General features: G+C 70.7%; 22 protein-coding genes. 12 read left to right on the top strand and 10 right to left on the bottom strand.

Going from position 1 to position 23,634, the window contains the following annotated elements:
* Positions 1-57 precede the first annotated feature (57 nt).
* Positions 58-1,008 carry a GlxA family transcriptional regulator gene (locus EDD27_RS30215; RefSeq protein ID WP_127935394.1) on the bottom strand — a complete coding sequence of 317 codons (951 nt, stop codon included), beginning with the start codon at positions 1,006-1,008 and terminating at the stop codon, positions 58-60.
* 71 nt (positions 1,009-1,079) lie between these two features.
* Between EDD27_RS30215 and EDD27_RS30210 the strand changes: the two genes are divergently transcribed.
* Together EDD27_RS30210 and EDD27_RS30205 are read left to right on the top strand one after the other, a co-directional pair.
* Entirely contained in the window at positions 1,080-2,378 is a 1,299-nt protein-coding gene (locus EDD27_RS30210; protein WP_127935393.1) for an MFS transporter, read from the top strand.
* Between the two features lie 62 nt (positions 2,379-2,440).
* Entirely contained in the window at positions 2,441-3,094 is a 654-nt protein-coding gene (locus EDD27_RS30205) for an aminoacyl-tRNA hydrolase (protein ID WP_127935392.1), read from the top strand.
* Here the strand turns inward: EDD27_RS30205 and EDD27_RS30200 are convergent.
* Entirely contained in the window at positions 3,084-4,049 is a 966-nt protein-coding gene (locus EDD27_RS30200; protein ID WP_241564332.1) for a DUF3616 domain-containing protein, read from the bottom strand. The two genes, EDD27_RS30205 and EDD27_RS30200, sit on opposite strands and share 11 nt — an antisense overlap.
* A 170-nt stretch (positions 4,050-4,219) precedes the next feature.
* On the opposite strand from EDD27_RS30200, the gene EDD27_RS54635 reads away from it, so the two are divergent.
* The 6 genes from EDD27_RS54635 to EDD27_RS30165 all read left to right on the top strand — a co-directional run bounded on the left by EDD27_RS54635 (position 4,220) and on the right by EDD27_RS30165 (position 10,319).
* Positions 4,220-4,981 carry a hypothetical protein gene (locus tag EDD27_RS54635; protein ID WP_164903847.1) on the top strand — a complete coding sequence of 254 codons (762 nt, stop codon included), beginning with the start codon at positions 4,220-4,222 and terminating at the stop codon, positions 4,979-4,981.
* A 36-nt stretch (positions 4,982-5,017) separates the two neighbouring features.
* Entirely contained in the window at positions 5,018-6,928 is a 1,911-nt protein-coding gene (gene ftsH, locus EDD27_RS30185; protein ID WP_127935390.1) for an ATP-dependent zinc metalloprotease FtsH, read from the top strand.
* 84 nt (positions 6,929-7,012) lie between these two features.
* Positions 7,013-7,666 (top strand): DUF937 domain-containing protein, encoded by a 654-nt coding sequence (locus EDD27_RS30180; protein ID WP_164903846.1) that lies wholly within the window; start codon positions 7,013-7,015, stop codon positions 7,664-7,666.
* Positions 7,667-7,715: 49 nt separating this feature from the next.
* On the top strand, positions 7,716-8,297 hold the full coding sequence (locus EDD27_RS30175; RefSeq protein ID WP_127935388.1) for a nucleoside triphosphate pyrophosphatase: 582 nt from the start codon (positions 7,716-7,718) through the stop codon (positions 8,295-8,297).
* Positions 8,298-8,307: 10 nt separating this feature from the next.
* On the top strand, positions 8,308-9,063 hold the full coding sequence (locus EDD27_RS30170; protein ID WP_164903845.1) for an EI24 domain-containing protein: 756 nt from the start codon (positions 8,308-8,310) through the stop codon (positions 9,061-9,063).
* Positions 9,064-9,191: 128 nt separating this feature from the next.
* The gene (locus tag EDD27_RS30165) at positions 9,192-10,319 is read left to right on the top strand and encodes a DUF4192 domain-containing protein (protein WP_127935387.1); all 1,128 of its coding nucleotides are present in this window, start codon (positions 9,192-9,194) and stop codon (positions 10,317-10,319) included.
* Between the two features lie 211 nt (positions 10,320-10,530).
* Here the strand turns inward: EDD27_RS30165 and EDD27_RS30160 are convergent, their stop codons facing one another.
* Complete coding sequence (locus tag EDD27_RS30160; protein ID WP_127935386.1) at positions 10,531-10,875, bottom strand: hypothetical protein; 345 nt, start codon at positions 10,873-10,875, stop codon at positions 10,531-10,533.
* Between the two features lie 133 nt (positions 10,876-11,008).
* Between EDD27_RS30160 and EDD27_RS30155 the strand changes: the two genes are divergently transcribed.
* Positions 11,009-11,602, top strand: coding sequence for a DUF1707 and DUF4870 domain-containing protein (locus EDD27_RS30155; RefSeq protein WP_241564331.1), 594 nt, complete (start codon positions 11,009-11,011; stop codon positions 11,600-11,602).
* A 119-nt stretch (positions 11,603-11,721) separates the two neighbouring features.
* On the opposite strand, the gene EDD27_RS30150 is transcribed toward EDD27_RS30155, so the two are convergent.
* From EDD27_RS30150 to EDD27_RS30135, 3 genes are all read right to left on the bottom strand, one after another.
* Positions 11,722-12,333, bottom strand: coding sequence for a septal ring lytic transglycosylase RlpA family protein (locus tag EDD27_RS30150; RefSeq protein ID WP_127935385.1), 612 nt, complete (start codon positions 12,331-12,333; stop codon positions 11,722-11,724).
* A gap of 1,053 nt (positions 12,334-13,386) precedes the next feature.
* Positions 13,387-14,910 carry an ATP-dependent DNA ligase gene (locus EDD27_RS30140; protein WP_127935383.1) on the bottom strand — a complete coding sequence of 508 codons (1,524 nt, stop codon included), beginning with the start codon at positions 14,908-14,910 and terminating at the stop codon, positions 13,387-13,389.
* Between the two features lie 858 nt (positions 14,911-15,768).
* The gene (locus EDD27_RS30135; RefSeq protein WP_127935382.1) at positions 15,769-16,143 is read right to left on the bottom strand and encodes an FKBP-type peptidyl-prolyl cis-trans isomerase; all 375 of its coding nucleotides are present in this window, start codon (positions 16,141-16,143) and stop codon (positions 15,769-15,771) included.
* A gap of 78 nt (positions 16,144-16,221) precedes the next feature.
* Between EDD27_RS30135 and EDD27_RS30130 the strand changes: the two genes are divergently transcribed.
* Entirely contained in the window at positions 16,222-16,983 is a 762-nt protein-coding gene (locus EDD27_RS30130; RefSeq protein WP_127935381.1) for an SDR family NAD(P)-dependent oxidoreductase, read from the top strand.
* Between the two features lie 584 nt (positions 16,984-17,567).
* On the opposite strand, the gene EDD27_RS30125 is transcribed toward EDD27_RS30130, so the two are convergent.
* Entirely contained in the window at positions 17,568-19,007 is a 1,440-nt protein-coding gene (locus EDD27_RS30125; RefSeq protein WP_127935380.1) for a GuaB1 family IMP dehydrogenase-related protein, read from the bottom strand.
* Positions 19,008-19,104: 97 nt separating this feature from the next.
* Between EDD27_RS30125 and EDD27_RS30120 the strand changes: the two genes are divergently transcribed.
* Positions 19,105-19,557, top strand: a complete 453-nt coding sequence (locus EDD27_RS30120) for a GyrI-like domain-containing protein (protein ID WP_127935379.1) — start codon at positions 19,105-19,107, stop codon at positions 19,555-19,557.
* Here the strand turns inward: EDD27_RS30120 and EDD27_RS30115 are convergent.
* Entirely contained in the window at positions 19,554-20,075 is a 522-nt protein-coding gene (locus tag EDD27_RS30115) for a TetR/AcrR family transcriptional regulator (RefSeq protein WP_127935378.1), read from the bottom strand. The genes EDD27_RS30120 and EDD27_RS30115 overlap by 4 nt on opposite strands.
* A gap of 84 nt (positions 20,076-20,159) precedes the next feature.
* Here EDD27_RS30115 and EDD27_RS30110 point away from each other — a divergent pair, with 84 nt between their 5' ends.
* On the top strand, positions 20,160-21,380 hold the full coding sequence (locus EDD27_RS30110; protein WP_127935377.1) for an FAD-dependent monooxygenase: 1,221 nt from the start codon (positions 20,160-20,162) through the stop codon (positions 21,378-21,380).
* On the opposite strand, the gene EDD27_RS30105 is transcribed toward EDD27_RS30110, so the two are convergent.
* Together EDD27_RS30105 and EDD27_RS30100 are read right to left on the bottom strand one after the other, a co-directional pair.
* Entirely contained in the window at positions 21,358-22,509 is a 1,152-nt protein-coding gene (locus tag EDD27_RS30105; protein WP_127935376.1) for a cytochrome P450, read from the bottom strand. The two genes, EDD27_RS30110 and EDD27_RS30105, sit on opposite strands and share 23 nt — an antisense overlap.
* The gene (locus EDD27_RS30100; RefSeq protein ID WP_127935375.1) at positions 22,506-23,627 is read right to left on the bottom strand and encodes a CaiB/BaiF CoA transferase family protein; all 1,122 of its coding nucleotides are present in this window, start codon (positions 23,625-23,627) and stop codon (positions 22,506-22,508) included. The genes EDD27_RS30105 and EDD27_RS30100 overlap by 4 nt, the downstream gene beginning before the upstream one ends.
* Positions 23,628-23,634: the final 7 nt, after the last annotated feature.

The raw sequence follows: 23,634 nt of genomic DNA, 5'->3' as shown, positions 1-23,634 counted from the left end.
GGCGCCGATTGTAGGGGCATAGGGGAGGATTCGGGCAAGAGTCGTGACGCAAGGGGATCAGACGCGGCGGAACGTGTGCCGGTAGGCCAGCGGCGCCACCCCCACCGCCGCATGCAGGTGCTGGCGCAGCGAGACCGCCGTGCCGAAGCCCGACCGCCTGGCCACCTCCTCCACCCCGAGATCCGTCGTCTCCAGGAGGCGCCTGGCGTGCTGCACCCGCTGCCCGATCAGCCACTTGGCCGGGCTCACGCCGGTCTCCTCGCGAAACCGCCTGGTGAACGTGCGCACGCTCATCCTGGCGTGCTCGGCCAGCGCGTTCAGGTCGAGCGGGGCGTCGAGGTGGGCCAGCATCCAGGCGCGGGTGGCGGCGGTGCCGCCGTCGGCCTCGGGCGGAAGGGGGCGTTCGACGTACTGTGCCTGGCCGCCGTCCCGCCACGGCGGCATGACGCAGCGGCGGGCGGCCCGGTTGGCCACCTCGCTGCCGTGATCGCGCCTGATCACGTGCAGGCACAGGTCCATCCCCGCCGCCACCCCGGCCGAGGTCAGCACGTCGCCGTCGTCCACGAACAACACGTCGGGGTCCAGCTTCACCTCCGGGAACAACGCGGCGAAACGGGCCGCGTCTCGCCAGTGCGTAGTCGCCGGGCGCCCGTCCAGCAGGCCGGCCGCCGCCAGCACGAACGATCCCGTGCAGATCGACATCGTGCGCGGGCGGCCCTGCAGCGCCGCGCGGAGGGTGTCCGAGATCGTGCCGTCCTTCAGCGCCCGGCCCGCGTGAATGCCGGGCACCAGGACCGTGTCGGCCGTGTCCAGCACGTCGAGATCGTCATCGGGCAGCACGCTGTAACCGGCCGAGCAGCGGACCGGCCGGCGGCCCTCGGAGCAGGTCACCACCTCGTACAACTTCTCGCCCTCCGGCGTCTCGGCCGACCAGAACACCTGGCCGGGCACGCCGAGGTCGAGCGGGGCGAAGTGGTTGAGCACCACGACGGCGATGCGATGCGGCATGGCCTGATTCTTTCACATATTGGCTTTCCGGCCACTCGCAACCAGGTAAGGAGATAAATCAGGATTGGCGCATGACGTTGAGCACCACCCCAGCCGCCCCCACCCGTCGCAGGCTGCACCGTGCCTGGTTCGTGGCGGCCGTCGCCTTCGTGGCGATCCTGGGCGCCGCCGGCTTCCGCGCCACCCCGGGCGTGCTGATCACGCCGCTGCGCGAGGAGTTCGGCTGGTCCACCGGCACCATCTCGCTGGCCGTGTCGATCAACCTGGTCCTCTACGGGCTGACCGCGCCGTTCGCCGCCGCGCTGATGGACCGCTTCGGCATGCGGCGCGTGGTCGCGATCGCCCTGCTGCTGATCGCCGTGGGCAGCGGGTTGACCGTCTTGATGACGGCGAGCTGGCAGTTGCTGCTGCTCTGGGGTGTGTTCGTCGGGCTCGGGACGGGGTCGATGGCGCTGGTGTTCGCCGCGACCGTGGTCGACCGGTGGTTCGTCAGGCATCGCGGGCTGGTGACCGGCATCCTCACCGCGGCGGGTGCCACCGGGCAGCTGATCTTCCTGCCGGTCCTGGCTCACCTCGCCCAGGGGCCGGGGTGGCGGGTCGCCTCGCTCGCCGTCGCCGGGTCGGCGCTGGCGGTGGTGCCGTTCGTCTGGTGGCTGCTGCGCGACCATCCGGAGGACGTGGGCACGACGGCCTTGGGGGCCGAACCCGGCGCGGTGCGTACCGAACCCAGCAAGACCAACGCCGCCCTCAGGGCGGTCACCGTGCTCGCTCAGGCGGCCAGAACGCGGCCGTTCTGGCTGCTCGCGGGCGGTTTCGCGATCTGCGGGATGAGCACGAACGGGCTGGTCGGCACCCACTTCATCCCCGCCGCGCACGACCACGGCATGGCCGAGCCGGTCGCGGCCTCCCTGCTGGCGGTCATCGGGATCTTCGACATCGTGGGCACCGTCGCCTCCGGCTGGCTCAGCGACCGGGTCGATCCCAAGGTGCTGCTCGGCGTCTACTACGGGCTGCGCGGATTGTCGCTGATGGTGTTGCCCAGCCTGTTCGCGGCCACGACCGAGCCCAGCATGCTGATCTTCATCATCTTCTACGGGCTGGACTGGGTGGCGACCGTGCCGCCCACGGTGGCACTGTGCCGGCGCATCTATGGCGCCGACGGGGCCGTGGTGTTCGGATGGGTGTTCGGCTCGCACCAGATCGGCGCCGCGATCGCGGCCGTCGGCGCCGGCCTCACCCGCGACCACCTGGGCGCTTACGACCTCGCCTGGTACGGCGCCGGCGCACTCTGCCTCCTGGCGGCCGGCATGTCCCTGGCGATCAGGCAACCGAACGAGAAATCTGCCAAGCAGACTGCCGCTATGGTCTGAACCAGGAACGACAGTAGGGCGGCAGGCTGATTGTGCAGGTTTCTTGTTCGGAAGAGCCGATGATGAACGAACTGTATGTGCTGCCGCTCGTGGTCAGGATCGAGCGGGCCACGCCCCCTGAGCGCACCGACGCGCTGGAAGCCGCCGCCATGGCCGTGCTGAGCCTGCTCGACGACCCGGGGGAGTGGGCCGCCGAACTCCACGCCTGGCAGTCCACCGGCAAGATCCGCAAGGTCGTGCGCCGCGCCAGGGGCGCGGAGTGGCGCCGCGCGATCGCGCTGCCCGGGCGCACCGTCGAGCACCGGACGGCGGAGGTGCGCGTGCACCCGCCCGTGCCGCTCGACGACTGGCCGAGGGACCTCGCGCGGCTCCAGGTGGGAGGCACCGAGCTGGCCGACACCGCCGAGCCGCCGCCTGCCGAGCCGCCGATCCTGTGGGCCAACCCGGACCTGGACATGTCCGCGGGCAAAGCCATGGCGCAGGCCGGGCACGCCGCGCAGCTCGCCTGGTGGGCCAGCGACGCGGACGAGCGGGCGGCCTGGCGCGCGGGCGGGCTCGCCGTCTCGGTCCGCACGGCCGCCCAGGAGGACTTCCAGGCCAAGGTGACCGCCGGGCTGCCCGTGGTGCGCGACGCCGGGTTCACCGAGATCGAGCCGGGCTCGTGCACGTTCGTGGCGGACGCGCCCTGGCTTTATGGGCGGGTCGCTAGATCGTGAACACGTCGGCCAGCACGCCGCCCGCCGGGGTGATCCGCGCGGGCGACGGGCTGTCGTACACGACCATGAGCCTGCCGTCGTCCAGCCGCGTCAGACCCTCGGGATGGTCGCAGCCCACGCCGTAAGGCAGCTCGAGCACGATCTCCAGCTCGCCCTTGGGCACGACGCCCTGCCGCTCGGCCGGCCGCCAGCGCACGATGCGCACCGGGCCGTCGAGGTCCATGGTCGGGCCGGTGAGCAGCAGCAGCGAGTCGCCGTCCGGGCACAGGTCCCGGACGCCCAGCCCGTCCAGGTCCAGGAAGTGCTTGCGGTACGGCTCCCGTACCCGCAGCCGCCGGCCGGAGTCGTCGAGCCGGCGGAGCTCGAGCTCCAGCACCACCGCCCAGCCCCGCAACACCGGCCCGCGCAAGCCGATGTAGATCTGCTCCCCGACGACGGCGATCCCCTCGACGTCGAACCCGTTGTCCTTGCCCGGCAGCGCCAGGAACGGTCCAAGGTGCCGGTCATCACGCAGGTACGCGGTGAGGTTGTGACCGCCGGCCAGGATCGCTCCGGGACCGGGGACCTCCTCGCGCAGCGGCAGGCGGGCCAGGATGAACCGGTTCTCCTCCCTGACCACCGTGGCGAGCCGGTCAGCGGCCTTGTCCGGGTCCTTCGACTTGACCCGCTTGCGCTTGAGGCTGTGCGAGCCGACCAGCCAGAGCCAGCCGTTCGCCCGGGCCATGCCCTCGATGTCGGCCTCGTCCTCCGGGCCTGCGGGGAGGTCGACATAATCGGCCAGCCGGTAGGTGCGCTGCTCGCCGAAGTGGTCGCCTGACCAGCTCAGATGCTCGAAGGTCGCGGTCTCGTCGCCGGCCACCCAGAGACCGCTCGAGCTCTGCCGGATCGCTGAGAGGTTCGTGTGCGTTTGTGCCGCCTGAGACGCATGGTCGAATCGCAGCTCCACCTGTTCCACGAGGCCATGATTGCACTTCGGTAGCTTCTCGGGCGTAATGGCGGGATATGTCGTACGCTCCCGTCGTGCTCGATGGGGAAGATGAGATCAAGGGTTCCGGAGTGAGAACCGCCACCAAGCCAGGAACCCTTGCTTCTCCGCCCAAACGCTCTCGCATCGGAGACCTCCGCATGCGGGATCTGTACCGGGGGCTCGCCGTGGTCGCCGTCGTCGCGGCCGCCGCCGTGACGCTGGTCGTGGTGCTCCCGTCGGAGCCGGACGAGGTCGTCGCGGGGCCGGTAACCGCGCCGCCGGCCGCGCCCTCCTCGTCCGGCTCCACCGCTCCGCCCAGCCCCGCGGCCGGCGACACCCCTGCGGAACCGGCCACGCCGAAGCCCGGCGCGACCCTCGCGCCCGGCTACACGGCCATGGAGGCTCTGTACGCCGACCCGCGCGTCCCGAAGCTGACCGGCAAGGTCAAGCGCATGTCCCTGTCGGCGCCGTCCCGGCGGGTCGTCAAGGACAAGCGCACCGGGCTCGCCGTCCCCGATCTCCCCAAGCCGTGGAAGACGCACGGGGCGGCGCCGTTCACCACCAAGCAGGTGCTCCCCAAAGTGCGCGGGACGAGCCTGCGCGGCATGTTCGTCACCTGCCCGCTGCCGATCATGGAGCAGGAGTCCGCGCGCGACACGGCGCTGCTGGCCGCCCGCTGGACGCTCAACCACCACCCCCAAGGCGCCAAGATCAGCTGGCTTGCCTCCCAGCCGGTCAAGCGCGGCTGGATGCTCGTCTACCGCGTCACGTACGGCAAGCACACCTCGCGCGCGGCCGTCGTGATCGTGGATGGGGGAATGAGTAAGCCCGGTCTGGCGTTCGTCACAGTGCCTGACGCGCAGCGAAAGCAGTGGCGGGACATCAGCCGCGTGGTCTCCGGGGTGCGTGTTCTAGGCTAGAAAGATCATGGTTGCGGCGATATGGGGAGTGACGCCGTGGAACGCTCTGGACCGCCGCAGTCAGCGGAGAAGGGCAAGGGCAAGCCGCCCTGGCGCTCTGAAGGGCTGCCGGGAGGCAAGCCCAAGATCAACTGGTGGCGATTCGTCGTCACCTTGCTTGTTGTGTACGCGGCCTTTTTCGTCGTGTCGTCCTTCGTCGACAGCGGATCCGTCGAGACGATCTCGTACACCGAGTTCACCAAGCAGGTGAACGGCAAGAACGTCAAGGACATCTACGCCCAGGGCCTCTCGGTCGAGGGCGACCTGAGGTCGGCGGCGAAGAACCCCGAGACCGGTGAGTCGTACACCAAGTTCGCCACCGAGATCCCGGCCTTCGCCAACACCGACCAGCTCGACCAGCAGCTCGCCACCGGCCAGGTCGAGATCACCTCGCAGCCGATCACCCGCGGCTTCTTCTCGAACCTGCTGCTGTCGCTGCTGCCCGTGCTGCTGCTGGCCGGCCTGTGGATCTGGATCATGCGGCGTGGCGCCAGCATGATGGGCGGCGGCCTGGGCGGCCTCGGCAAGTCCAAGGCGGCCAAGCCGGTCGAGGCCGCGAAGGTGCGGGTGACGTTCGAGGACGTCGCGGGCATCGACGAGGTCGAGAACGAGCTCGTCGAGGTCGTCGACTACCTCAAGGACCCCGACAAGTACCGCAGGCTCGGCGCCAAGCTGCCCAAGGGCGTGCTGCTCGCCGGCCCTCCCGGCACCGGCAAGACGCTGCTGGCCAGGGCGGTCGCCGGCGAGGCCAAGGTGCCTTACTTCTCGGCCTCCGCCTCCGAGTTCATCGAGATGATCGTCGGCGTGGGCGCCTCGCGGGTGCGCGACCTGTTCGAGGAAGCGCGGAAGGTGGCGCCGTCGATCGTGTTCATCGACGAGATCGACGCCATCGGGCGCGCCCGGGGCGGCGCCGGCGGCATCGGCGGGCACGACGAGCGCGAGCAGACGCTCAACCAGATCCTCACCGAGATGGACGGCTTCTCCGGAGCCGAGGGCGTGATCGTCATCGGGGCCACCAACCGTCCCGAGGTCCTCGACCCGGCGCTGCTGCGTCCCGGGCGCTTCGACCGTACGGTGCAGGTGGGCCTGCCCGACGCGGCGGGACGTACCGCGATCCTCGGCGTGCACTCGCGCGGCGTGCCGCTGGACGGCGAGGTCAGCCTCGAGCAGCTCGCCAAGACCACGCCCGGCATGACCGGCGCCGACCTGGCGAACCTGGTCAACGAGGCCGCCCTGCTCGCCGCCAAGCGCGGCAAGGAGAAGGTCACGATGGCCGACTTCGCCGACGCGCTGGAGAAGCTGCAGCTCGGCGCGGCCCGCAGCATCGTGATGCCCGAGGACGAGCGCGTCAGGACCGCCTACCACGAGGCCGGCCACGCGCTGCTCGGCATGCTCCAGCCGGGCGCCGACCCGGTCAGGAAGATCTCGATCATCCCGCGTGGCCGGGCGCTCGGCGTCACGCTGTCCACCCCGGACACCGACCGGTACGCCTACGACGAGCAGTACCTCCGCGGCCGCATCACCGGCGCGCTCGGCGGCATGGCGGCCGAGCAGGTCGTGTACGGCGTCATCACCACCGGCGCCGAGAACGACCTCGAGCAGGTCACCATGATCGCCCGTGGCATGGTGGGCCGCTGGGGCATGTCGGAGAAGATCGGCCCGCTGACCATCCTGCCCAACGACGGCCAGCAGCCGCAGGCCTCGCCCGTCACCCTCGCCATGGTCGACGAGGAGGCGCGGCGCATCGTGGACGAGTGCTACGAACGCGCCATCCAGGTGCTCTCCGACAACCGCGACAAGCTCGACGGCATCGTGGCCGCCCTGCTGGAGCACGAGACGCTCGATGAGGTGAGCGCGTACGCCGCCGCCGGCCTGACCAGCGGATCCACGGCCGCCATAGAGCGGTAGTTTTTCCCGAGAATTAGCGCAAGACGGGCATTGGCTCGATGCTGTCTCGGGAAGCTCTCCCCCGACAAGGATCGGGGGAGAGCCGTGACGCTGCACGACGAGCTGATCGAGCAGCTCGGAGAGCCGGGCCTTGACGAGGTCGCCGGGATGCTCGGCACGGACCCCACCCAGGCCCGTGACGTCGTCCGAGCCGTGACCGGCATCATCGTCGGCGGCCTGGCGCGCAATGCCCAGCACCCGGACGGTGCCGAAGCGTTGCGTGCGGCGCTGGAGGACCACGTGGACGCCGACCCGTTCAACGGCGACGTGGCCTCGCTGACCCGCGACGGGCACAGCATCCTCGCGCACGTGCTCGGCGGTCAGGGGACCGAGCAGGCTGCGGCGGGGCTGGCACGGCTCGTCGGTATCGACACCGGCGCCGTCATGAAGCTGCTGCCGCTGATCGCCCCCATGGTGATGTTCCTGCTGGCCGACCGGGCCGCGCGCCTGGACATGGACGCCAGGGACGTGGCCGGCCTCCTGGACAGGGAACGGACGGCGGTGTCCGGCGGGCTGGGGGAGGCGCTCGACGGGCTGCTGGCGAACATCTTCGGCAGCGCCGTGCCGGGCTGGCCGTACGTGGGCAGGGAACTCGCGGCGGACCGGTCGTACGGGGCGCACGGCGAGCTGGAGCCCGGACCGTCGGGCGAAGCGGACCCCGGTGAGCCCGCGCCGGGCAGGTCGAACCCCGACTGGTGATGAGGACCCTCGCCAGGGAACGGCTGGTGAGGACCGGTAGGCTGGTGCGGTGATCGTTCTGGCCTCTGCTTCCGCCGCCCGCCTGGCACTGCTGCGCAGTGCCGGTCTCGACCCCAAGGTGATCGTCAGCGGGGTCGACGAGGACGCCTTCACGGCACACAGCCCCGCCGCGCTCAGCCTCGTGCTGGCCAAGGCGAAGGCGGAGGCGGTGGCGAGCGGGCTCGACGAGGGACTGGTCATCGGGTGCGACTCGATCCTGGAGCTCGACGGCCGGCCCTACGGCAAGCCCGCCTCCGAGGAGGAGGTCGTGGAGCGGTGGCGGCTCATGCGCGGCCGCACCGGCCGCCTCGTGACCGGCCACTGCGTGATCGACGTCGCGACGGGCGGGCAGGCGGCGGAGGTGGCCAGGACCGTGGTGCACTTCGGCCAGCCGTCCGACGAGGAGATCGCCGCCTACGCCGCCACCGGCGAGCCGCTCAACCTGGCCGGGGCGTTCAGCATCGACGGGCGCGGCGGGTGGTTCGTCGAGGGCATCGAGGGCGACCACGGCAACGTGCTCGGCATCTCGTTGCCGCTGCTTCGCGACCTGTTCGCGGAGCTGGGCTACGCGGTGACGGCATTCTGGCGCTAGCCTGCCGGGCATGCGATCACTGCGTGACTTCACCTCCGGCGTCGGGTTCTTCTTCCAGGGGTTCGGCTGGGTGGCCAGGCATGGGCGGTGGTGGGCGTTCGGGCTGATCCCGGCGCTGATCGCGTTCTCCGTGTACGTGGTGGCGCTGATCTTCCTCGGCACCAACGCCAATGATGTGGCCGCGTTCCTGACGCCGTTCGCGGACTCGTGGAGCTGGCGCGAGCTGTTCCGCACGCTGGTGGGGATCGCGTTGTTCCTTGGAGGGCTGGCGCTGGCGGTGGTGACGTTCGCGGCGGTCACACTGGCGATCGGGGAGCCGTTCTACGAGAAGTTGTCATCGGCTGTGGACGTGCTCGCGCACGAGGTCGACCAGCCGTTCTGGCGGACGCTGCCACGCTCGATCAGGGACAGCCTGGTGACGCTGTTCTATGTGCTGCTGTTCACGGTGCCGCTGTTCATCATGGGCTTCGTGCCCGTCGTCGGGCAGACCGTGGTGCCGGTGCTGGGCGCGGCTGTGTCCGGATTTTTCCTGACAGTTGAGCTCACCACGCTGGCCCTGGAGCGGCGGGGCATGGCCCGCAAGCAGCGGTTCGCGCTGCTGCGCGCCAACAAGGCGAGCGCGCTGGGGTTCGGGGTCGCGGTGTTCGTGCTGTTCCTGGTGCCGTTCGTCGCGGTGATCGCCATGCCGGCCGCGGTGGCGGGCGCCGCGCTCCTCGTACGCAACCGGCTGGCCCCCGTCCCGCCCGGACCCGCCACGCCCGCGTGACGCCGGAGGGTGTTGGGTGCTTGGAGAACGGCGTCGTCGTCCACAGACAGAACAAGCCGAGCATCTTCATCCCCAGAATGCCGTTCGGCCCCACGCCGTGACCCGCCCGCCCGGCACCCTTACGGTCCATGACGACCAACACCTCCCCGTCGGCCTCCTCTGCTTCCCCGCTTCCTCCGCCCTTCTCCGAGTCCTGCCTCACGCTCACCAGCCCCGCTGACATCCTGGCCGCCGTCCCCTACCTCGTCGGCTTCCACCCGCACACCAGCCTGGTCATCATCGGGCTGGACCGCGGCCAGGCCAAGATGGTGGTCAGGTGGGGTCTGCCGCTCCCACCGGGCGCCCTCGCCCCTCTGACGCCGCTGTTCGAGCGGGAGGGCGTCACCCAGGTCGTCATCGTCGGCTATGGCTCAGGAGACGTGGTCACGCCCGCGGTGGACGAGACCAGGGTCCTGGCGGCCAAGGCCGACGTCCACGTCGGTGAGGCACTGCGCGCCCACGAGGGCCGCTACTGGTCCTACGTCTGCGATCTCCCGATGTGCTGCCCGGCGGAGGGCACGCCCTACGACCCTTCGACGAGCCAGATCGCTGCGGAGGCGACCGTGCGAGGCCTGGTCGCCCTTCCCGACCGCGAGTCCCTGGAGCGCACGGTGGCCCCCGTCACGGGGCCCGTACGGATGTCGATGCGCCGCGCCACCGCCGACGCGATCGCGGAGCTGAGGACGGGGCTCGCAGCCACAGCGGACCTGGACGCCTTCGCCCAGCAGTGTGTGGCGGACGGCGTGGCACGCGTGCGATCAGCGCTGACCATCCACACCGAAGGCGGCCGGTTGCGCGACGCGGAGGCGGCGAGACTGGGCCTCGACCTCGCGATCGTTCGGGTGCGCGACGAGGCATGGACGCTCATGCACGAGTCCCACGCCGCCCTGTGGAGAGACCTGACCCGCCGGCTCGAGCCCCGTTTCGTGCCGCCTGCCGCGTCCCTGCTGGCCATGGCGGCCTGGCGGGCGGGAAACAGCGTGCAAGCCACCATCGCCGTCGAACGCGCCCTGACGATCGACCCCGCCTACTCGATGGCGAACCTTCTCATGCACGCGGTGCAAAACCTGCTGTCCCCGGCCATCATGCGCGACCGCATGCCCACCTCCGCCGAACTCGACGCGGCCATGGGCTCCGCCCACGCGGGCTGGCTGCTCCCGCTGGTCAACCTCCTCGACGAGGATGACCCGTCCTTCCCGCCGCCGGATGACCACTGATCGCGCCTCGCTCGCACCCCCTTCGCCCGCCACCGCCCGAGCGGCCGCGTGTTCATCATCAACACACGCAGCCGGCAAAGGTCGAATCACGCGACGGGGAAGGCCGGGCGAGGTGGGACGGGGACTGAGGGCTGGGGACATTCGGACGGGGACTGGGCAAAAGCCGTGAATTTGCGTATTGGATGGGTGGACGGATGGATGAGCTTCTGTGTTAGAGGGTGTCCTCCTCGCGGCGGCGACGCTCGTTATAGGCACGCATTCGGGGCGGATATCCCGTGAGCTGGACGTCGTACACCGGCAAGGCAAGATCTCGAGCGACCTTGTGAATCACCGCGGGGGATCCGACCCGTCGCCTGGTCCACTCGCCGTCGTCGGCCACCGCCACCGCCGTCGTATCGGTGGCGAACGTCTCAGGCTCGACATAAAACTCGACGCCACGCCGCGAACGGGCAAAGGCGATAAGCGCCTCGATGTCGGCGTCTGTCGCCTCGCGGTCGAACTTCGCGATCTTAGGGCCGCGTTGCCGACGAAGGCCGTAGCGGTCTCGCCATCTCATGAATCCTTTTTATACCGTCTGGGGCCCGCGTGCGTCGGGGATGATCTAGGGGACACATCCGGGATTCTCCCGATGGCACCCGCGACATTGGCGACGCAGTATGAGGGGGACTGCTCATTACCTAAGGAGAGGCATGGCGACTATGGCTGGGGTACCGACAACCCCCGGGCCGGGACAGGTGCCGCCAGCTCATTTGCGCGTCACCAACCAGGACCGAGAGCGCGTGGTCGAGCACGTCAAGGCGGCGTACGCGGAAGGCCGCTTCGACAAGCTCGAGTTCGACGACCGGCTGGAGCGCGCGATGACGGCGCGCACCCACGGGGACCTGATGCCCATCATGACCGAGCTCTACGGCACCCAGGTCGTGCCTCAGCTCACTCCGCGGCCGGCTCCGGTTCGTTCGGAGTCCGCACCGGACAGCAACGAGCGCCTCGGGGCGGCCGCCGCCCATCTCCTGGTGCTCCTCGGGATCCCGATCGTCGGCCCGCTCATTCTGCTGCTCACCGGAGGCAAGACGTCGCCCTACATCCGTAGGCACGCCCTGGAGGCGCTCAACTTCCAGATCACGGTGACCGGCGCGACGGTCTTGCTGCCGTTCACCGTCATCGGCATCGTGCTGCTGCCGTTCATCTGGGTCGCGTCCGTCGTCCTCGCCATCGTCGGTGGTGTCTCCGCGTTGCAGGAGGGCAACTTCCGCTATCCGATGACGATTCGCCTGGTGAAGTAGCGCCTCTCACTCCGTATTTCGCATGATCGTGGTGGCCGCGCCCGTGCCTGTCCTTTCTCGGGAAGGGCAGGCAGCGAGGGGAGGCACTGCCGAGCCGATCATGCGACATGCGGGTGAGATCAGCGGGCCAGGACCTCGTACTTCACTCTCATGACGCCCGCGCTGGTGTTGCCGATGGCCTCGAAGGCGGCGGCGGAGAGGTCGAGGCAACGGCCGCCGACGTACGGACCCCGGTCGTTGATGCGGACCTTGACCGACTCGCCGGTGTTGGGGTTCGTCACGCGGACCTTGCTGCCCAGGGGGAGAGTCTTGTGGGCGGCGGTCATGGCCGACGGGTTGAAGCGCTCGCCGCTGGCCGTCATCTGGGGTTCGTCGTAGAACGAGGCGCCGCACGAGCCGGACGACAGGACGCGGACCTTGGGCTTCACGGCGTCCGTCCTGGCCCTGACCGGTTGCTGCGAGGGCTTGGCCGGCTCGTCGGTGCCCTTGGTCGGCTGCCCGGTGGGTTTGGCCGAGTGCTCTGCGGGCTTGGTCGGGCTCGGGTGGGCGGCCGACGGTGGCTTGGGGGCGGGGGAGGGGCTCTTCGGAGTGGATTGGCGGGCGGCTTCGTTGGCCGTCGCCGGTTCGGTGGCGCGAGTCGATGCCTGGGCGGCGGTGGAAGCGGGAGTGCGCTTGGGCGAGTCGTCGTTGGCGATGGCCGCCCAGGCGGCGGACGAGGCGGTGGCGATCATGGCGGTACCCACTGCGATGGCGGTCCAGCGGCGCCTGCCGGTGGGGGACGGCTTGTGGGAGTGCTGACCCAAAGTAAACCACGGTCCTAGATAGGGGATAGGGCAGGGAAAGGCCGATCAAGAGGGGTGGGACACGGGGATGCGGCCGATCCGCCGGCGCGGCAGGGGATCCGCGCGGTGAGGACGAACATATGCGACAAACAGCGGGTAAAAACAACTTAATGCGACATTCAGTGATATATCTCACCCAGCACGCAAGATCGCCCATAACGCCCATCGGGGAGCCATAGATCGTGGAACCCCTGGAAGAACGTCCGCGTCGCCAAGGCCGGCACTGCGCGCAGAGCGTCCGGAAGAGGTCAGCCAGCCCCGGGGAGGAGTCATGCCCCATGGCCAACGTCATGTCCGGCGGCCAGTGCCATGCTCGGGGGCCAGGTGTCATGCCCTGTGGCGCCTGAGGGCCGCGCCCCACGGGCCAGTGGGGCGTGCCGGTGGCGGGGCGGTGCCGCGAGGGCCTGAGGGCCGTGCCCCGTGGGCCAGTGGGGCGGGGCGGTGCCGCGAGGGCCTGAGGGCCGTGCCCCGCGGGGTCAGGGCCGCGCCATGGGGCCAGAGGGGTGTGCCAGCAGGGCGAATGCCGTGTCGCGCGGGCGAGAGGACGTGCCCGGAGGGTCGGCGCCGTGCCGCGCGCCAGCGCCGTGCCGGGAGGGCCAGAGGGGCGTGCCGGGGCTTGGCGATGCCGCGCCGTGCCGTGCTGGGGCTGGGCGATGCCGCGCCGCGCCGCGCCGTGCCGGGGCTGGGCGATGCCGCGTGCGCCAGCGCCGTGCCGGGAGGTCAGGGCCGTGCCGCGCGGGACAGAGGGCCGTGCCGGGAAGGGCAGCGCCGTGCCGCGCGGGACAGAGGGCCGTGCCAGGAGGGCCCAATTGCCCATGCCGCGCGGGTCAGACGGGCAGGTTACGAGGGGCGGACCCATGCCGCGCGGGCCAGAGCATGCCTCAGCATCAGGACCATGCCTTCGGCTGGCTGCCCCACGGTCAGAGCGTGCCTCAGGACGGGTCAGAACATGAGTGAGCGGACCGTGTCCACCGTGTCGGCGTCCTCCACCCGCTTGTCCAGGCGGTAGCGCAGCACCCGGGCGAAGCGCAGGGCCATGCCCCCCGGGTAGCGGGGCGAGCGCTGGACACCGTCGAAGGCGATCTCCACCACCAGCTCGGGCCGGAGGTTGACCGTCCAGGTGTCGGTCGGCCCCTCGGCCAGTTCCAGGAAGCGCTGAGTCTGCCAGGCCAGCAGCTCGTCCGTCAGGCCCTTGAAGGTCTTGCCGAGCATCACGAAGCCGCCCTCCGGGTCGCGAGCGCCCAGATGGAGGTTGGACAGCTTGCCCTCACGCCGGCCATGGCCCCACTCGGCGGCCAGCACCACCAGGTCGAGGGTGTGACGGGGTTTGACCTTGATCCAGCCTGCGCCCCGGCGGCCCGCCGCGTACGGCGACGAAAGGGACTTGACGACCAGGCCCTCATGGCCGGCCTTCACCACATCGGTGAAGAACTTCTCCGCCTCCGACACGTCCCCCGTGACCAGCCGCGGCGTCAGCAGTCCCTGCGGGACCGTGCGAGCCAGCGCCTCCTGGCGTTGCGCATAGGGCAGATCGAGCAGGTCGGCGCCGTCCACCCGCAGCGCGTCGAAGAAGAACACGCTCAGCGGCGTCTGCTCGCGCAGCTGAGCGACGTTGGTCTTGCTGGAGGCCCGGCTCGCTGTGACCTGGAACGGGTGCGGGCGGCCGTCAGGGCGCAAGGCGATCACCTCGCCGTCCAGCACCAGATCCTCCGACGGCATCTCCAGCACGGCCTCGACCAGCTCGGGCACTTGCGGCGTGATGTCGTCGAGCGTGCGGGTGAAGACCTTCACCTCGGAGCCGGAGCGGTGGGCCTGGACGCGTACGCCATCGAGCTTCCACTCCAGCGCCGCCGGCGTGCCCGCCTTGTCCAGGGCTGCGGCGACGTTGGGCGCGCTGCCGGCCAGCATGGGGGCGACCGCCCGCCCCACCTCCAGGCGGAACGCGTGCAGCGCCGGCACCCCGCCGCGCAGCGCCGCCGCCCCCACGGCGGGGAGCCAGCCGCGCAAGGTCAGGGCGCGGCGCACGTCCGCCGAGGGCGCGCCGGACGCCTTGGCCACCGCCTCGATCATGACGCCGTCGAGCGCGCCCTGCCGCAACTCGCCATGCAGCAGCCGACGCATGAACTGCTGCTCCTGACTCGTCAGGGCGGCGAACAGCTCGGCCACCAGGGCCTTGCGTGCGGCTTGCGAGCCCGGGCCCGAGACGGACTTGATCCTTGTCAGCAGCTCGTCGACCGCGGTGAGTGTGGCCGTGGCGGCCAGCTTGGGCTGGGGCAGGTCCTCCAGCGTGCGCCAGCCGACGCCCACCTGCCGTTGGGGCAGCTCGCCGGAAAGGTAGGAGATCGCGATCTCCGCCTCGTCGGGGCCGACCCGGCCCAGCAACTCCGCCAGGTGTGCGATCTTGCCTAGCCTTGCGGACGTGCGCGTCACCGCCTCGGAAACCCGGACCACGTCGATCAGAAGCACACGCCTATCGTGCCTCACGGCGCCGACATTCCCTACCCAGTATCGGTGCAGTGTGTCGAGCATTATGTGGTGGTCGGCCACGTCCCGGCGGATGCGCGTTGGCGGATCGTGCCGGCGGGTCACACACCACCCACCACGCAAGCGCCGAATTCCCTGCTGCCGCCCCACCCCGCGCCGCCGGTCCCGCCCGGTCCCGCCCGGTCCCGCCCGGTCGCGCCCGGTCGCGCCCGGTCCCGCCAGGTCCCGCTCGGTCCCGCTCGGTCCCGCCCGCCCAGTCCCGCCCGCCCGGCCGCGTCGGCCTGGCCGCATCGGCCCGGTCCCGCCCGCCCGGCCGCGTCGGGCCGGCTCCGCGCTGTCGGTCGCGTCCACCCCGCTCTCCGCTGGCGGTCCCTTCACCCACCCTGCGCCGCCGGTCCTGCCCGCGGTCCGTCCGCCAGGCCACGTCCGCCAGGCCACGTCCGCCCGGTCCCGTCCGTCGGGCGTCCGTCCCTCGTGCCTGGGGTCGCGTGCCCTGGGCAGGTGCCTCGGGTCGCGTGCCTCTCCAGTGCGTCCCGTCCGCTTGTCATCTCTCCGGTCCGCCTGGCCTCATCCGGGCGGAGCTTCCCTTGCGCGACATATATGCGACCTGCCTACCCACAGGAAGTCCGATGGTGAGGTAGCGAGCGACGGATGATCCATCGCGCTGAGCGGACGGATGACCTCCGCTGCCGGAGTTCAGCGGCCCGGGAGGGGCCGTAGGTGGCCCGGCTGATGTCGTCGTGCGGCGTGGGGACGAGGGCCCGTCGGAGGACGTCAGGCGGGGGAGGAGTCCGTCAGCTGACGGTGATGCTGGTCGTCAGCTGACGGACGAGACGCGTGTCAGCTGACGCCGAGCAGGTCGACGACGAAGATGAGCGTCTCGTTCGGCTTGATGCGCGCGCCCGCGCCCCGGCTGCCGTACCCCAGGTGCGGCGGGATGACGAGCTTGCGCCGGCCGCCGACCTTCATGCCGGCGACCCCCTGGTCCCAGCCCGCGATGACGCGCCCCCCGCCGAGCGGGAACTCGAACGCCTCCCCGCGGTTCCAGGAGGCGTCGAACTCCTCCCCGGTCGAGAAGGCGACGCCCACGTAGTGGACGCGGACGCGGTGCCCGGGCTTGGCCTCGGGGCCGTCGCCCTCCACCAGGTCAACGATCTCCAGGTCAGCGGGCGGGTTGCCCTCAGGGAAGTCGATCTCGGGCTTTTCGAGTGCCACGACGTGCTCCTGATAATGATGATGGACGATGAGATATGGACCCGACGACTCTATGCGTTCGGGATAAGGTCATCGTTCATGGCCGCCCTCACGCCCGACGCGATCCTGCTCACCGGGCGCGTCGCCGTGGTCACCGGGGCGGCCAGGGGCATCGGGCTGGCGATCGCGGAGGCGTTCGCCGCCTTCGGGGCTCATGTGGCCGGCTGCGACCGTGACAAACCGCACGCCGAGCTCGCGATGACGCTCGACGTGCGCGATCAGGCGGCGGTGGAGGTGTTCGCCCAGGCCGTACGCGAGCGCTGGGGCCGCGTCGACGTGCTGGTCAACAACGCCGGCGGCACCTTCCACGCCGCCTTCTCCGACACCTCGCCACGCGGCGAGCAGACCCTCATCGAGGAGAACTTCACGCAGGTCACCGGCATGATCCGGCACGTGTTGCCGATGATGCCCGCCGGCTCCTCGATCATCAACGTGACGTCGAGCGAGGCGCACCAGGCGGCGCCGGGGTTCGCGGTGTACGCGGCGATGAAGGCCGCCCTCGAGAGCCTGACGAAGTCACTGGCCCTGGAGTTGGCGCCCAGAGGCATCAGGGTGAACGCGATCGCGCCCGACGCGCTGCCGACCGAGGGCGAGGCGGGTGTGCGCGAGCGTATGCTGGCCCGCCCGCTGCCCTTTGATCCGGTACGCATCCCGCCGCTCGGCCACCTCGGTGACCCCTCGGAGGCGGCGGGTGCGGCCGTGTTCTTGGCGAGTGACCTGGCGAGGTTCGTCACGGGGACGACGGTGCATGTGGACGGCGGGATCAACGCGGCGGGCGGCTGGCGGCGCACTGTCCCCTGACCTGCCGGCCGTGGGCTGCTGATCCGCCCATCCGGCCGTGACACGGCCCATCGGGCGTCGGGACGGCCCATCTGGCGTCGGGGCGGTCCATCCGGCCGTGGCACGGCCCATCTGGCGTCGGGTCGGTCGATCCGGCTCCGGCACGGCCCATCTGGCGTCGGGGCGGTCCATCCGGCCGTGGCACGGCCTATCTGGCGTCGGGTCGGTCGATCCGGCTCCGGCACGGCCCATCTGGCGTCGGGGCGGTCCATCCGGCCGTGGCACGGCCTATCCGGCGTCGGGTCGGTCGATCCGGCTCCGGCACGGCTTATCCGGTGTCGGGACGGCCCATCCGGCCTCGGCCCGCCCCATCCGGCCTCGGGGCGGTCCATTCGGCCACAGTCCGGCCCATCCGGCCTCGGGACGGCCCATCCGGCCACAGCCCAGCCCATCCGACCTCGGCCGGCCGGACCAAGGGCGGATGGGGCGCTGGGCCGCGGTGCGGTGGCGGTGGCAGTGGGCCTTGGTCCGGTGGCCGGCTGGTGAGCCGAGGGGCTTGGCATTCGGGCCGAGCCGGTGGGAAGGATGGCCGCGCCGCCGGGGTGTCACCAGCTCTGGTGCAGCGGCATCCCCTCGGCGTAGCCCGACGAGCTCTGGACCCCCACGACCGCCTGCGCGTGGAACTCCTCCAGGTTCGAGGCCCCCGCGTACGTGCACGCCGACCGCAGCCCCGCCACGATCGCGTCGATCTGGTCCTCCACACTCGGCCGCTTCGGATCCAGGTACATCCTGGACGTCGAGATGCCCTCCTCGAACAACGCCTTCCTGGCCCGCTCGAACGCCGAGTCGTCGGCCGTCCTGAGCCGCACGGCCCGCGCCGAGGCCATGCCGTAGTTCTCCTTGTACTTGCGCCCGTTCGCGTCGGTGTGGGTGTCGCCGGGTGACTCGTACGTGCCGGCGAACCACGACCCGATCATCACGTTGGAGGCCCCGGCCGCCAGCGCGAGTGCCACGTCGCGCGGGTGCCGCACGCCGCCGTCAGCCCACACGTGCCGCCCCAGCCGGCGGGCCTCGGCGGAGCACTCGAGCACGGCGGAGAACTGCGGCCGGCCCACCCCGGTCATCATTCGCGTCGTGCACATGGCGCCCGGGCCCACCCCGACCTTGATGATGTCCGCCCCGGCCTCCACCAGATCGCGTACGCCCGCGGCCGTCACCACGTTGCCCGCCGCGACGGGCACGCCGGGGTCGAGGGCCTTGACGGAGCGCAACGCCAAGAGCATCTTCTCCTGGTGGCCGTGCGCGGTGTCCACGACCAGGCAGTCGATCCCGGCCTCCAGCAGCTCCTTGGCCCTGGCGGGCACGTCGCCGTTCACGCCGACCGCCGCGGCGATGCGCAGCCGGCCCTGGGCGTCGACCGCGGGTTGGTAGAGGGTGGCGCGCAGGGCGCCGGTGCGGGTGAGGATGCCGACCAGCCGCCCCCCGTCGTCCACGATGGGCGCCAGCCGGTGCCGGCCCTCGTGCAGCCGGTCGAACGCGGTCCGCGGGTCGAGGCCGGCCGGCAGCGTCAGCAGTTCGCTGGACATGACCTGCGACAGTTGCGTGTACATGTCCACGCCCTGGCAGTCGGCCTCGGTGACGACGCCGACGGGCCGGTTGTCCCAGTCGACCACGATGATCGCGTTGTGCGCCCGCTTGGGCAGGAGCTGCAGTGCCTCGCCCACGGTGTCGTGCGGCGTCAGCGTCAGTGGCGTGTCGTGGACGAGGTCGCGCTTCTTGACCCAGTCGACGACGTTCGCCACCACGTCCATCGGTATGTCCTGCGGGATGACGGCGATGCCGCCCCGCCGGGCCACGGTCTCGGCCATGCGCCGGCCGGCGACCGCGGTCATGTTGGCCACGACGATGGGGATGGTCGTGCCCGTGCCGTCGTGGGTGGACAGGTCGACTGCGAGCCGTGACCCGACCGAGGAACGCGACGGGACCATGAACACATCGCTGTAGGTCAGGTCGTGGTGCGGCTCGAGGCCATTAAGAAATTTCACGTTCGTCCATCTTATGTGGTGGTACGTCACCAAGGAGTTTCCCCCTTTCGCGGGGGCTTATGATCGGCCGGGACACTTTTTGGGGGAGGGAGGGTCTGTGGACGTCACCGAACGGACCGAGCTGACAGTGGTCGGCTACGTCGTACGCACCAACAATGCCGACGAGATGGATCCAGCACGGGCGAAACTGCCCGCTTTGTGGCAGCGGGCGGGCGCGCCCGGGGCCTTCGCGCACGTGCCCGGCCGGGTCGACGAGAATCTCTATGCCGTGCTGACCGATTACGAGAGCGACCACAACGGGGCCTACACGCAGATTGTCGGTATCGGCGTGCGTACGGTGCCGCGGCTGCCCGAGGGCATGGTGGCCGTACGCGTGCCGGCCGTGCAGGCGCTGAGGGTGGAGGCGCGCGGTCAGATGCCGCAGGCCCTCGTCGAGGCGTGGCAGCGGGTGTGGAAGCACACCGAGTCGGGCGGCACGCCGCCGCGCGCGTTCACGACGGATCTCGAGGTGCACCACCCGGAGGGCGTGGATCTCTACGTCGCGGTCTAGGAGAGTCCGAGCGCGGCGGCCGCCGACTCGACGGCCGTCGGCTTGACCTCCTCCACCGGCAGGTGGGCGTACTCGACCGAGCAGTCGGACATCCCGCCCAGCGCCATCGTCGCCCTGATCTGCTGCTCCGGCGTGACGCCGGGGCCGAACAGCAGCAGGATCAGCCGTCGCCGCCAGCTGAACATGCGCTCGGCCATGTCCGTGTAGCCCAGCGTCTCCAGCTCCCGCATGAGCATGACGAGCACCTCGCGGTGCCGCCAGATCAGGTCGAAGTAGTCCTTCAGCAGCTCGCGCGCGTCTCCGGGCTCCCGTGTGGTGACGAACCGCTCGATGTCCTCCACCATCGGCTGCACGATGCTGCGCACGAGGTCCTCGCGCGAGGAGAAGTGGTAGTAGAGCGCGGGCTTGGTGATGCCCAGCCGTTCCGAGATCTGGCGCAGGCTCGTGTTCTGCACGCCCTGCTGGACGAACAGCTCACGGGCCACCGCCTGGATGCGGGCCTTGGTGTCACTGGGCATGGATCAAAGAATATCCCTTACCTATCGTTAAGTAAGGACGTATGCTGAAAGCCACTTACCTATCGTTAAGTAAGGGAGATCGGCATGAGGATCCTCATCTCGGGCGCGAGCGTCGCGGGACCGGCCCTCGCTTACTGGCTCAACCGGTACGGCTTCGCCGTCACCGTCGTGGAGCGGGCCCCGACGCTCCGCAAGACGGGCGGCCACGCGATCGACCTGTTCAGACCGGCGATGGACATCGTCGAGCAGATGGGGATCCTGGAGCGGGTCCTGGCCAAGAAGACCGGAACGGAACACCTGGCCATGTACCGGGAGGGCCACGACAGGCCCATCGAGCTGGAGATCCGCCGCGTGTTGAGCGCCGTCTCGGACCGGCACGTCGAGATCATGCGCGACGACCTGAGCGAGATCCTCTACGACGCCACCCGCGACGACGTCGAGTACGTCTTCGGCGACTCGATCGCCGCGATCTCCGACGACGGTGAGGTGAGATTCGACAGCGGCCGCGAGGCCGCGTACGACCTGGTGATCGGCGCGGACGGCCTGCACTCCAACGTGCGCCGCCTCGTCTTCGGTCCCGAGTCGCAATTCTCCACGTGGATCGGCGCCTACCTGGCCGTCGCCTCGGTCCCCAACCATCTGGGCCTCGACGGTCGCATGGAAGGCATCACGGGCGTCGGCCGGATGGCCGGCATGTACGGCGCCGCCCACATGGACGACGCCCGGGCGCTGTTCCTGTTCAGGACACCGCGGCAGCTCGACTACCACCACCGGGACGTCGCCGGGCAGAAGCGGCTGCTGCGCGAGCGCTTCGCGGGCGTCGGCTGGGAGGTGCCGCGGCTCATGGACGAGGTGGACCGGACGTCCGCGTTCTACTTCGACTCGATCACCCAGCTCCGCCTGGACACCTGGTCACGCGGCCGGGTGACGCTGGTGGGCGACGCCGGCTACTGCCCGGGACCCGCCGTCGGCGGCAGCACGAGCCTGGCGGTCGTGGGGGCGTACATCCTGGCGGGGGAGCTGGCCACCTACGGCGGCGACCACCTGCGGGCCTTCCCCGCCTACGAGGCGGAGATCGGCGACTACGTGCGCCGCAGCCGCACGTTCGCGATCAACGCGGCCAAGCGCATCGTGCCGGGCAGCAGCTTCGACCTGTCGGCGCTGGCCGCGACGGTGTGGCTGATCGACCACCTGCCGGTCGGGCTGACCAGGGCCGCCGCCAAGATCAGCAGCAAGGGCGTGCGCCTGCACGACTCGATCGCGCTGAAGGACTACTCGGCCTTCACCGTGGCCGGAGCTCGATAGGGAACGACGTCACGCCGCGGACGAAGGCGTTGGGCTGGATCCGCGGCCCGGCGTCGTCCGCCCAGGAGGCCTCCGCCACCCGGTCGAGCCACTCCTCGAAGAAGATCCGCAGCTCCAGCCTGGCCAGTGCCGCGCCCAGGCAGAAGTGCGTGCCGAGGCCGAAGGCGATGTGCCCGCCCGGTTTCCTGGTCACATCGAACACGCCGGGCTCGGCGAACACCTCCGGATCCCGGTTCGCCGACCCGTACATGAGCAGGACCTGCTGCCCCTCCGGGATCAGCTGCCCGTGCAGCGAGGTGTCGCGGGTGGCCGCGCGGCACATGTTGAGAATCGGTGTCGTCCACCGGATGAACTCCTCGATCGCGCCCTCCATCAGGTCGCGGTCCTCGCGGAGCAGCCGCCACTGATCGGGATGGCGGATGAGCGCGTCGATCGCGGTGGCGATGACGGTCCTGGTGGTCTCGGCGCCGCCGTCGAGCAGCAGCAGCGCCTCGTTCGCCAGATGCTCGTCGTCGTAGTCCGGGCTGGCGGACCACAACGACAGCAGGTCGTCGCGGGGGTGGGCGCGGCGCTCGGCGGCCAGAGTCAGCACGGCCTGCCCGTACTCGGCGGCCGCGACCGCGGCCTCGTGCGTCACGTACCGCAGCCCGCCCCCGGCCACGATCGTGCTCTCCGACCAGTGCTTGAGCCGTGGCCACTCCTCGTCGGGGAAGCCGAGCAGCCAGCCGATCACGCGAGCCGGCAGCGGCGCGGCCAGCTCGGCCACCGCGTCCACCGTGCCGCGCGACAGCGCCCGGTCGAGTTGCTCGACGACGACCTCGCGGATTCGGGGGGCGTAGCGTTCGCGCACGTGGCGGGGCGTGAAGCGGCGGTAGACGAGGCGGCGGCGAGCGGCGTGCTCGGGGTCGTCCATGCCGATCATCGAAGGATCGGACCGCAGCTGCGGGCGGTAGCCGACGGTGCTGGTCCACAGGCGGGGGTCGCGTTCGATCGCCGAGATGTCGGCGTGGCGGGAAACGCCCCACAGGCCGTTGGCCGTGTCGTGGTAGACGGGGGCGTGCTCGCGGAGCCAGGCATAGACCGGGGAGGGGTCGCCGGCGTACAGGTCGCCGTCGAGTAAGTCGATCATGCGAGCACCCCTTGGCTTCGTAGCTTGTCCGCCTCCTCCTGAGGCAGGCCCCAACCGGACAGGTCGGTCAGGCGGGTGGCGGGAGAGAGGTCCTGGGCGGGCTCGCCCTGCAGGCGGGGCGCGGGCAGCGGCATGGTGACGCCGCCGATCTCGACGAAGCTGCCGCGGGCGACGTTGTGCGGATGAGAGGCGGCCTCGGACATGGACAACACGGGCGCGACACATGCGTCGGAGCCCTCGAAGAGCGCCTCCCACTCGGCCCGGGTCCGGGTCCTGAACTCCGCGGCCAGGCGGGCCTTCAGCGCGGGCCACTGGGCCTTGTCGTTCCTGTCGGGCAGGTCCGTCAGGCCCATCAAGGACACCATCGTGTCCCAGAACTGCGGCTCCAGCGATCCCACGGCCACGTACCGGCCGTCGGCGGTCTCGTACGTGTCGTACTGCGGGGCGCCCGTGTCCAGCAGGTTCGTGCCGCGCGGACCCCAGAAGCCGCTCTGCACACCCTGGTAGAACATCGCGAACAGGATCGCCGCCCCGTCCACCATGGCCGCGTCGATCACCCGGCCCTTGCCGGTGCGCTCCCGCTCGAACAGGGCGAGCAGCACCCCGTACGCGAGCATGAGGCCGCCGCCGGCGAAGTCACCCAGGATGTTGATCGGCGGCGTCGGTTTGTCGCCTGCGCGGCCCAGCATCGACAGGATGCCGGAGATCGCGATGTAGTCGATGTCGTGCCCGGCCGACGGCGCCAGCGGCCCGTCCTGGCCCCAGCCGGTCATCCGGCCATAGATCAGCCGCTCGTTCACCGCGTGCAGGTCGGCGGGACCGATGCCGAGCCGCTCGGCCACTCCCGGACGGAACACCTCGATCACCACGTCGGCGTGCCTGGCCAGCTCCTTGAACGCCGCCACGCCCTCGGGCGCCTTCAGGTCAAGCCCGATCGTGCGCTTGCCCCGATCCATGACGTCCCTGCGCGGCTGGTCCGACACCGCCCTGACGCGGTCCACCCGCAACACCTCGGCGCCGTGGTCGGCCAGCATCATCCCGGCGAACGGCCCGGGAGCCAGGCCCGCGAGCTCCAGCACGCGGACACCGGCCAGCGGCCCTCGGCGAACTTCAGACATACGCACA

This window comes from Nonomuraea polychroma (assembly GCF_004011505.1).
GTDB lineage: Bacteria > Actinomycetota > Actinomycetes > Streptosporangiales > Streptosporangiaceae > Nonomuraea > Nonomuraea polychroma.
This window is presented reverse-complemented; position numbering and strand designations above follow the sequence as displayed.